The organism is Accumulibacter sp., assembly GCF_029255285.1.
Lineage (GTDB): Bacteria > Pseudomonadota > Gammaproteobacteria > Burkholderiales > Rhodocyclaceae > Accumulibacter.
In genome coordinates this window covers 1-9,201 of record NZ_JAPUVI010000042.1, presented here as the reverse complement: position 1 = coordinate 9,201, position 9,201 = coordinate 1, and the positions used below count along the sequence as shown (strand labels likewise).

Sequence of the window (9,201 nt, the reverse complement as noted above, 5' to 3'; positions counted from 1 at the left end):
CGCGCCCTGTGGCGCTGGAGCTGGCCGCGCGCGGCGCTCTTCCTGGTCTTCTTCGTCGTCGTCGACTTCGCCTTCTTCTCCGCCAACGTCATCAAAATCCTCGACGGCGGGTGGTTTCCGCTGACCATCGGTGGTTCGGTCTTCGTATTGCTGTCGACCTGGCGGCGTGGCCGCCGACTGCTTGCCGAGAAACAGAAGCAACAGGCGATTCCGCTCGATGTTTTCATCAATGGACTCGCCACCGACGAACCGCATCGAGTTGCTGGCACCGGTGTCTTCCTGACCGCACACCCGGCCGGCGTGCCGCGCGCGATGCTACACAATCTGAATCACAACAAAGTGTTGCACGAACGCGTAGTCGTGCTCAATGTCAGCACGGAAGACGTACCGCATGTCCCGGAAAGCGAGCGCGTCCGCGTCGAAACGCTCGCCGCAGGATTCTACCGGGTCTTCGTCCGCTACGGTTTCAAGGACGACACCGATTTGCCGCGTGCGCTGGACCTGTGCAGCGAGCGTGGAGTACGTTTCGTAATGATGGAAACGTCGTTTTTTCTCGGCCGCGAAACGGTCGCCCGACAACCGCTGGTGCCTCGGGGGCATATGGCGCGCTGGCGGCAGGTCTTGTTCAACTGGATGTTTATCAACGCCGATACGACTACCGCGTACTTCAGGCTGCCGCCCAACCGCGTGGTCGAGCTTGGAGCACAGGTCGAGCTGTGAAGCGGTTTGCCAGCTCCCATGCGCTAGCCTTCTTCTCAATCATTGACGATCCGTTCGACGTCGCAGGCCTTGTCGGCGCTCACCCGGAACCACGACAGCTTGGCTTGCAGGCCGACGACGGTACCGACGATGATCAGCGCCGGCGCCTTGATTCCGGCTGCGGCAACTTTCTCCGGCAAACTGCCGAGGTCCGCCGTCACAACCCGTTGGCGCCGCGTCGTGCCGTTCTGTACGACGGCCGCCGGGTGCTCGGCGGGCAGGCCGTGGGCAATCATCTGACGGCAGATTTCTGGCAGGCCGCCGACACCCATGTAGAAAACGACGGTCAGCCGGGGGCGGGCGAGCGATGGCCAGTCGAGGTTGATCGTCCCGTCCTTCAGGTGGCCGGTGGCGAAGGCCACCGCCTGCGCGTGATCACGATGCGTCAGCGGGATTCCAGCGTAGGCGGCGCAGCCTGCGGCGGCAGTGACGCCGGGGACGACCTCGAAAGGAACTCCCGAGTCGACAAGCGTCTCGATTTCCTCGCCGCCGCGGCCGAAGACGAAGGGGTCACCACCCTTGAGGCGGACGACCGTCTTTCCGGCGCGCGCCAGGCGAACCAGAAGGCGATTGAGTTCGGTCTGCGGCAGCGAGTGATTCGAACTTTCCTTGCCGGCGTAGATCTTCTCGGCGCCCGGACGCGCCAGCTCGAGCACGCCGTCGGCGATCAAGTGGTCGTAGACGATGGCGTCGGCTTCGCCGATCAGGCGGGCGGCACGCAACGTCAGCAGCTCCAGCTCGCCCGGGCCGCTGCCGACGATGTACACGGTTCCGACCGGCGGTGAAGAAGGGGCGTGACTCATTTTCTCTTTCCATCCAGGGCTGAGGTGCAAGCATAAGCGCCCGGCACCCGTCCTTTCAACCCGAATCGACGCTTGTCGATCAGTCGGCGCCGACGTTTTGATGGAAGTCAAGGAACGCAAGGGCACAGGCATGCCATCCTGTGCGGAGTCTGACACGGATTTGACCAGGGCGACAGCCAAGCAATTTCACGAGGAGAGGGAGCAAGGAATGCAGAAGGTAATTCGTAACGTCTTGATGCTGGCCACGCTGCCGGTCGCGATCAACATGGCTTTTGCGGCACCGGCGACGAAGGCCGCGCCGGCCGCGGCGCCCGCTGCGGCGCCCGCCGCGGCGCCGGCGACACCGACGCTCTCGGCGGAAGACAAGGCGGCTGCCGGCAAGACCTATTTCGAGCGCTGCGCCGGCTGCCACGGCATGTTGCGCAAGGGCGCCACCGGCAAGAACCTCGAACCGGCCAATACCACCAAGCTCGGCACGTCCCGCCTCGAGAAGATCATGTCTTACGGGACCGAGGGTGGTATGCCCAACTTCGACGACATCCTGACCAAGAAGGAAATCGCCAACATGGCGGCCTACGTCCAGTTGCCGGCCGAAGCGCCGCCCGAGTGGAGCCTGGCCGACATCAAGGGGAGCTGGAAGCTGCTGATCCCGGTCGACAAGCGGCCGACCAAGCAGATGAACAACATCAACCTGGCCAACGTCTTTGCCGTCACGCTGCGCGACTCCGGCGAAGTGGCGCTGATCGATGGTGACACCAAGAAGATTTGGGGGGTCATCAAGACCGGCTACGCGGTGCATATCTCGCGTATGTCGACCTCCGGCCGCTACGTGCACGTCATCGGTCGCGACGGCCGTTATGATCTGATCGATCTGTGGAGCGAAACGCCGACCACGGTCGCCACGCTGAAAGCGGGTTTCGAAGCCCGTTCGATCGAGACGACGAAGTTCAAGGGCTACGAAGACAAGTACGCGGTCGTCGGTTCCTACTGGCCGCCGCAGTACACGATTCTCGACGGCCTGACGCTCGAACCGCTGAAGAACGTGTCGACGCGCGGCAATACCGTCGACGGAAGCTATCACCCGGAGCCGCGTGTCGCTTCGATCGTGGCCTCGGAACGCAAGCCGGAGTGGGTGATCAACATCAAGGAGACCGGCATGATCCGCCTGGTCAACTACTCGGATCTCGCCAACCTGAAGGAAACCACGATCAACTCCGCCAAGTTCCTGCACGACGGCGGCTGGGATTCGAGCAAGCGCTACTTCCTCGTCGCCGCCAACGCCTCCAACAAGGTGGCGGTGGTCGACACGCAGGAAGGCAAGCTGGCGGCGCTGGTCGATACCGCCAAGATTCCGCATCCGGGTCGCGGTGCCAACTTCAAGCATCCCAAGTTCGGTCCGGTATGGGCGACCTCGCATCTGGGCGCCGATGTGATCAGCATCATCGGTACCGACCCGGCGGGTCATCCGCAATCGGCCTGGAAGGTTGTCCAGGAGCTCAAGAACCACGGCGCCAACTCGCTGTTCGTCAAGACGCATCCAAAGTCCGAGAACCTTTGGGCCGACGCGCCGCTGAACCCGGATCCGAAGCTTGCCGGATCGGTTTCGGTATACCGGATTGCCGACCTCGGGAATCCCGATCCGAAAGCGGAAGTCCTCGACCTCGCCGCCGCCGCCGACCTCGGCAAGACCAAGGGTGTGCAGCGCGTGGTGCACGGCGAGTACAATGCCAAGGGCGACGAGATCTGGTTCTCGGTGTGGACCGGTAACAAGACCGAGCCGTCGGCGATCGTCGTGGTCGACGACAAGACGCGCAAGGTCAAGACCGTGATCAAGGATCCGCGTCTCGTGACTCCGACCGGAAAATTCAACGTCTACAACACGATGCACGACATCTATTGATTCCCTGGTGGCGTCGGACGCAAGACGGGGGGCCATGGCCCCCCGTTTTTTGGTGCGACGCCGGCCGGCAAGTGTGTCGGCCGACAAGGATCGGTTCGAAGGAAGGAAAGATGAGGCAAATCCTGCTGCTGTCGCTCGCCGTCGCCTCGCCGCTGGCTGTCGGCGCGCCGCCGGCGGTCGATCCGGCGATGCTCGAACTCGCCGACCGGAGCCGCTGCCTGACTTGTCACGATGTGGATGAAACCGTTCGTGGTCCGGCCTGGCGCGATGTCGCCAAGCGCTATCGCGGCAAGCCGGAAGTCGAGGAAGCTCTGGTCACCAAAGTCTATGAAGGCGGCGGCGGGGTTTGGGGCAACGATTACATGTCGGCCAACAAGCGTGCCGGGCTCGACAATATCCGCGTTCTCGTGCGCTGGATCCTCTCGTTGCCCTGATGAGACGCCGCTTTGGCCGACCGGCATCGGGTTGGCTTCGTCACTCCGGATCCCGGCCATCTTTCGCCGCAGTCGCGGCCCTCGTGTCATCGCTGCTTTCGACGGCCGCGGCAGCACAGTTCGAACCGCCGCCGGAGCGCCGCAGGGAACTCATCCACCTCGTCCGCCAGGACTGCGGATCGTGCCATGGCATGACGCTGCAGGGCGGCCTAGGCCCGTCGCTCAAACCCGACGCCTTGCGCGACAAACCCGCCGACTCGCTGGTCGCGACCATCTACGGCGGGCGCCCGGGAACGCCGATGCCGCCCTGGCACCGATTCCTCACCGAGAGTGAGGCGCGCTGGGTCGTCGAGCAGTTGCTGGCGGGTTTCCCCGACTAATCGCCCCGTGCGATGTGCCGGTCGACGCTGGCGACCGGCACGCAACCCGCTTCACTGCGCCGCGGTGGCAGGAAAAAGTCTCTCGGCCGGTGGCGCAGATGTGTCAGTACCGAGCGCGCCAGCGCCTGCCACTGGGCGTCGGAAACCTGCCGCGAGCGCAGCGCCACATTGAGGGCCAGGGCGAAGCTCACCGTCAGGTTCACGCAGCCGATCGCCGCGACGCCCAACACGGCCCAGCAGAACAACCCTATGTCGGGTGCGAAGTCGAGGCCGACGAATGCGACGCCGATGAAGGCCGATGAAAAGGCGACATGGCGGATATCGATCGGCAGGCCGACGAGCAGGCCGAAGAGCGTCGTGCCACCGAGCAGGAAGCCGAACAGCAGGTTGCCGGCCAGCGCGCCGAGGTTGTCGCCGATGTAGCCCGCGACACGGCGCATGCGGGCTTGGCCGAACAGCCGCTGCAGCCAGCTCAGTTGCAGCAGGCGTTCGGGAATACGGTTGTAGGCCGCGTAATTGTCGTAGTAGCCGCTGATCAGGCCGGAAATGAACAGGCAGACGCCGGCAATCGCCGCATAGACCACGGCGCCGCTATGGATCGGGCTCTGCTGCTCGAGCAGGAGCAACGATTTCTCGGAACCCGTCAAGGGCTGGCCGCTGATTCCCAAGACGGTCAGGGAAATCAGCGCGGCGAGCGGAATGGCGATGCCGACGTTGCCGAGGATCGCGATGATCTGGCTGCGGCAGGTGCGCGCCATCAGGTCGGTCAACACCTCGAGGTTGCGTAGCTTGCCGCCCGCCTCGCTGATGCTGGCGGCGATGGCGTTGGCGGTCATCGCCGGTTGTTTGGTCGCGACCGTGCCGTGCAGAATGTGGATCAGGCAGAAACCCAGCCCGTAGTTGAGGCAGAAGGCAATACCGCCGGTCAGCGGCGGCATCTGCGCCTTGGCCAGCAGTATCTTGAGACAGGCCATGCCGGCAATGACGCAACCCCCGATCATCGCCGAGCGCGCCATCGACCGATACTCCTCGAAGGTTTCGGTGATGTAATGCTCGCCGTGCTGGCTGGCGTTATCGGTGACGCGCAAGGCGATCAGTTCGGTATTCTGCCGCCAGTGCCGGAGCAGGTTGTTGCGCAGGCATTCTTCGCGCACCAGCTGGGTGAACAGGGTGACCATCGCCGGGTAAGCGGAGGTGCCGGTGGCGTCTGCCTGCAGGCTGGCGAGAATGTCGAGCAGTTGCTCGCTACGTCGCAGCAGTTGGCGCAGGCGCTGCAGATGATAGGTCAGGCGGATGCTGGTGCCGTTCCTGGCGGCGTTGCGGCGCACCCGCTCGATCACCTCTTGGCATTGGCTGAAGAGGACCCGCAGGTGGCGGTCGTCGGCGTCTCCCGCGACCGGCTGGCGCCAGCCTTCCTGGTAGGTGTCGACGTAGGCTGTGATCTCGCGATTCTGCGCGACGAAAGGCGATTCGTAGGCTTCGAGCGACGGCTCCAGGCGCAGCAACTCGGGCTCCATGCCGCAGGCCGCGATCCAGTAGGAAAGCACGCGCAGCGAACGAAGGATCTCTCCCAGGGCGCGAGGCAGCGTTGCGCTGGCCGGCATCTCAGCGAACTGAAGGGCTTCGATCAGATCTTGCCAAGTCTCTTCAGTGACGCCGATCACCCAATGACGGTCGCTCGGGCGGTCGAACAGGCGGCGCAGAACGCTGCGCAACAGGCCGGGATCAAGCACCTCCGGCAGCAGCGTATGGCCGATACGGTGCAGGCTCTCGGAAACGAAGCCGGTATTCGGCAGAATACCGCTAGCGGTGTACAGTTCGGTATGGCGGTGCGTCCGGAGCAGGCTCGTGAGTGCGTCGCGCAGAGCGCGCCGCAACTCGGGGTGCGTGCTCAGGATGTAGCACAGTGCCTGCAGGCTGCGTCGGGCCGATTCGTGGTCCGACGGGCTGCTCGGCCGGATCTGGTCGACCAGGAGGGCGAGCAACGTCGTCGGATCGGCGTCCGGATCGAGAAAGCGGTTGAGAAGCTCTTCCATGGCGTCGACGTCTTGGCTGGGGGGCAGGGTCCCGCGGCGACATCGGGGTTTGATCTCCTTGCGCCCGGGCGGTGTCGATTACAATCGGCGAATCTTAACAAACTATCGCGTCGCAGGTTCTCTGCCGACCGGCATGCGCCCATGATCATCGTTCTTTCACCTGCCAAAAGTCTCGACTACCGAACTCCGTCCACGCTGGCCGAGTACACGCAGCCGTCCTTTCTCGATCAGTCGCAATGCCTGATCGACCAACTACGTGGGCTGTCGCCAGCGGTAATCGCCAGCTTGTTGAAGATCAGCGATCCGCTGGCGGCGCTCAACGCGACGCGCTACGCCGAGTGGTCCCTGCCATTCACGCCGGAAAATGCCAAACAGGCCGTCCTGGCCTTCAACGGCGACGTTTACGCGGGGCTGGACGCGGCGACACTGTCGCCAGACGACCTCCATTACGCGCAGCAGCATGTCCGCATCCTGTCCGGACTCTACGGCCTGTTGCGGCCGCTCGACCTGATGCAGGCCTATCGCCTGGAAATGGGAACGCGACTAGCCAATCCGCGTGGTCGCGATCTCTATGCTTTCTGGGGCAGTCGCATCACCGAGGCGCTAGCCGCGTCGCTGCGCGAAGCCGAGGCCACGGTGCTGGTCAACCTGGCGTCGGAGGAATACTTCAAGGCGGTCAGTCCGCAAGCACTGCCGGTGCCTGTCGTGCAGCCGGTATTCGAGGACTGGAGCGAGGCAGGAGGCCGCTTCCGGGTGGTCAGCTTCTACGCCAAGCGCGCACGCGGGCTGATGACACGCTTCGCGACGGTCAATCGCCTGCGGCAAGCCGGCGACCTCAAGGATTTCTCGCTCGATGGCTATCGTTTCGTCAGCCAAGCGTCGGACGACAGAGTTTGGGTATTTCGGCGCGGACAGCCGGCCTAGGTTCCGTCGGGCGTGAGCGGCGGAAGGCACCTGCGAGCTTTCCGCCCTAGCTTGGCGGACCTTGCGTGAGCACATAGGCCGCTACTTCGGCGGTGACGATACCGTAGGCCGGTGGTGAGCGACCGCGTCCAATGAGGCTCAGGAGTCGACGATCGCGGGTGATCAGCAGATCGGCATGGCAACGCGCGGCGAGCACCAGGAACTTCTGGTCGTCGCGGTCGCGGCACAGTGGCAGCGAGTAATCCTCCACACCGTCGGCCTCGCAGGCAATCACCCAGCGCCGGTAAGCGGCGAGCAGCGCCTGTTGCCGGGCGGTGCCGAGGGCCAACGACGGGTAGGCGGTGACCCGCTCGAGCTCGGCCAGACAGGGTTGATCGACATAACATTGCACGGCGCCGCCGTCGATCGCCCGCCGCAGTGTGGCGGTCCGCGGGTCGGCGAAATGCAGCAGGTCGATGACGATGTTGGTGTCGAGGACGACGCGCATCGCTTCAGTCGACATCGAGTTCGGCGGCGACGTGCTCGGCGATCGCCAGGCAGGCGGTCAGCCCCGGCGATTCGATGCCGAACAGGTTCACCAGTCCGGCGACGCCATGTTGCGCCGGGCCCTGGATCAGGAAGTCGGCCGCCGGCGCCGAACGGCCGGCGATTTTCGGCCGGATGCCGGCATAGGCCGGAGTTAGCGCGCCGTCCGGCAGGCCCGGCCAGTAGCGACGAATTTCGGCGTAGAAGGCAGCCGAGCGTGCCGGGTCGACGCGGTAATCGAAGTCGCCGATCGGCTGTCCCGGCGGTGGGTCGGGCAACCACTCGACGTCGGGCCCGAAGCGCGTCTGGCCACCGAGATCGAGCGTCAAATGAATGCCGAGGCCGCCGTTCTCCGGCAGCGGATAGACCAGGCGCGAAAACGGCGCGCGGCCGGCGAGCGAATAGTAGTTGCCCTTGGCGTGGAAGCTGTGCGGGATCAGCGCCGACGGAAAACCTGCCAGTGAGCGCGCCACCTGCGGCGCCCACAGGCCGGCCGCGTTGACCACCCGGCTGGCCCGGAATCGCCAGATCTCGGCGCCGCCGGTGTCGAGTTCCAGGCCGGTCGCGACGACCGATCCGCCGCGCAGCGCGCTGCGCCGCGCCAAGGTGGCGCCGGCGCGCTCGGCATCGCCGAGCAGTGCCGACATCAGCCCATGGCCGTCCACGATGCCGGTAGACGGCGAGAGGAGCGCGCCCTGGCAGCTTAGTTCGCTTTCCAGCGCACGTGCCTGCGCGGCGCTCAGCAGTTGGAGGTCGTCGACGCCGTTCGCCTCGCCCTGGCGCTGCAAGGCAGCGAGCGCGTCGAGCTGGCGGCCGCTGGTGGCGACGATCAGCTTGCCGCAGCGTCGGTGGTCGACGCCGTGAGTGGCACAGTAGTCGTAAAGTTGCCGGCGGCCGGCAAGACAAAGGCGAGCCTTCAGCGATGTCCTCGGATAGTACAGGCCGGAGTGGATCACTTCGCTGTTGCGGGCGCTCGTTTCGCGGCCGAAAGCGTCGTTTCGTTCGAGGATGAGCGTCTCGATGCCGCGCTGCGCGAGCGCCCGCGCGCAGGCCAGCCCGACCACTCCGGCGCCGATCACCGCTGCGCCAACGCTCTCCATGCCGCATCCTCCGCTTGCCAGCGGGGAATTGTAACGCGCCATGCCTGGCGCACACGTCGAAGCTCAGGGGCGCGCTGCTGGCGGCGCGTCTCCCTGGAGCGCACTGTTTGCCGACGCCTTTGAAATGAGAGGGAAGCGTTCGGGATGGCGAATGGACTCGACTGACAGATCCACATCGAGTTGGCGCCAATAAAGATGATCCGGATTAGGCCATTCGTAAGCGTCCGACACAGCCACCCCTCGGGGGCGACGCGCTCAGGCTGTCGTCTTCAGTGGCAGCAGTTCGTCGATGCGGCTGTTCGGCCAATTTGGGAGCTTTTCGAGGGTCTCGGTGAGCCAG

10 protein-coding genes are annotated in these 9,201 nt (G+C 64.8%); 5 read left to right on the top strand and 5 right to left on the bottom strand.

Features of this window, described 5'->3' with window-relative positions:
* Positions 1-720, top strand: a 720-nt coding sequence (locus Q1M07_RS06135) for a KUP/HAK/KT family potassium transporter (RefSeq protein ID WP_300452098.1), incomplete at its 5' end; no start/stop codon positions are given.
* A 35-nt stretch (positions 721-755) separates the two neighbouring features.
* Here the strand turns inward: Q1M07_RS06135 and cobA are convergent.
* Positions 756-1,562 carry a uroporphyrinogen-III C-methyltransferase gene (cobA, locus tag Q1M07_RS06130; RefSeq protein ID WP_300452096.1) on the bottom strand — a complete coding sequence of 269 codons (807 nt, stop codon included), beginning with the start codon at positions 1,560-1,562 and terminating at the stop codon, positions 756-758.
* Positions 1,563-1,770: 208 nt separating this feature from the next.
* On the opposite strand from cobA, the gene Q1M07_RS06125 reads away from it, so the two are divergent.
* The 3 genes from Q1M07_RS06125 to Q1M07_RS06115 all read left to right on the top strand — a co-directional run bounded on the left by Q1M07_RS06125 (position 1,771) and on the right by Q1M07_RS06115 (position 4,276).
* The gene (locus Q1M07_RS06125) at positions 1,771-3,462 is read left to right on the top strand and encodes a cytochrome D1 domain-containing protein (protein ID WP_300452094.1); all 1,692 of its coding nucleotides are present in this window, start codon (positions 1,771-1,773) and stop codon (positions 3,460-3,462) included.
* A 110-nt stretch (positions 3,463-3,572) separates the two neighbouring features.
* Entirely contained in the window at positions 3,573-3,896 is a 324-nt protein-coding gene (locus tag Q1M07_RS06120) for a cytochrome C (RefSeq protein ID WP_300452092.1), read from the top strand.
* A gap of 92 nt (positions 3,897-3,988) precedes the next feature.
* A complete protein-coding gene (locus Q1M07_RS06115) occupies positions 3,989-4,276 on the top strand; it encodes a cytochrome c (RefSeq protein ID WP_300452100.1) in 288 nt (95 codons plus the stop codon).
* Here Q1M07_RS06115 and Q1M07_RS06110 read toward each other — a convergent pair.
* On the bottom strand, positions 4,273-6,312 hold the full coding sequence (locus tag Q1M07_RS06110) for a site-specific recombinase (protein ID WP_300452090.1): 2,040 nt from the start codon (positions 6,310-6,312) through the stop codon (positions 4,273-4,275). The two genes, Q1M07_RS06115 and Q1M07_RS06110, sit on opposite strands and share 4 nt — an antisense overlap.
* 141 nt (positions 6,313-6,453) lie before the next feature.
* On the opposite strand from Q1M07_RS06110, the gene yaaA reads away from it, so the two are divergent.
* Positions 6,454-7,236 (top strand): peroxide stress protein YaaA, encoded by a 783-nt coding sequence (gene yaaA / locus Q1M07_RS06105; protein WP_300452088.1) that lies wholly within the window; start codon positions 6,454-6,456, stop codon positions 7,234-7,236.
* A gap of 46 nt (positions 7,237-7,282) precedes the next feature.
* Here yaaA and Q1M07_RS06100 read toward each other — a convergent pair whose 3' ends face one another.
* From Q1M07_RS06100 to Q1M07_RS18730, 3 genes are all read right to left on the bottom strand, one after another.
* Positions 7,283-7,738 (bottom strand): putative toxin-antitoxin system toxin component, PIN family, encoded by a 456-nt coding sequence (locus tag Q1M07_RS06100; protein WP_300452087.1) that lies wholly within the window; start codon positions 7,736-7,738, stop codon positions 7,283-7,285.
* Positions 7,728-8,861, bottom strand: a complete 1,134-nt coding sequence (locus Q1M07_RS06095) for an NAD(P)/FAD-dependent oxidoreductase (protein ID WP_300452085.1) — start codon at positions 8,859-8,861, stop codon at positions 7,728-7,730. Before Q1M07_RS06095 ends, Q1M07_RS06100 begins: the two co-directional genes overlap by 11 nt.
* A gap of 255 nt (positions 8,862-9,116) precedes the next feature.
* The coding region (locus tag Q1M07_RS18730; RefSeq protein ID WP_366983987.1) for a transposase domain-containing protein at positions 9,117-9,201 on the bottom strand (85 nt) is incomplete at its 5' end.